This window comes from Streptomyces hazeniae (genome assembly GCF_031845485.1).
In the GTDB taxonomy this organism is placed as follows: Bacteria; Actinomycetota; Actinomycetes; order Streptomycetales; family Streptomycetaceae; genus Streptomyces; species Streptomyces hazeniae.
In genome coordinates, this window is record NZ_JAVREQ010000155.1 from 1 (window position 1) to 466 (window position 466).

A 466-nucleotide genomic window follows, 5' to 3' on the forward strand; every position below is an offset into this window, starting at 1 on the left:
GTATTGGTGAATCCCGACGCGGTGAGGATCTGCTTACACACATCGGCGCTCTGGCCCTTGCAATCCGGCACCACGGTGTCTTCCGGACCCGAACCCACCACGATCGTGACCTCGTAGATGATCCCCGCGGTCTGATTGGCCGGCGGGTTGGTGGCCAGCACCCGGCCCGGCTGCTCGGGCGTCGACGGGCTCGTGGACTCCTTGACCTTCTCGAACCCGGCGTCCTTGAGCTTCTGCCTGGCCTGGGAAGGCGTCAGGCCCGCGACGTCGGGGATGAGTTTCTGTTCCGGTCCCCGGGAGACGTTCACGGTGATCTCGTCGCCGGCCGCCACCATGCTGTTGGCCGCCGGATCGGTGCCGATCACGATCTCCGGCGGAACCTTGTTGTCTTCTTTGCCCTCGGTGCGCGTCTTGAAGCCCCGGTTCTGCAGCGCGGCGACGGCGTCGGCCGAACGCTGACCACTCA

1 protein-coding gene is annotated in these 466 nt (G+C 66.1%); it reads right to left on the bottom strand.

Features of this window, described 5'->3' with window-relative positions; translation table 11 throughout:
• Positions 1-466, bottom strand: a 466-nt coding sequence (locus RM572_RS29075; RefSeq protein WP_311676349.1) for a PASTA domain-containing protein, incomplete at both ends; no start/stop codon positions are given.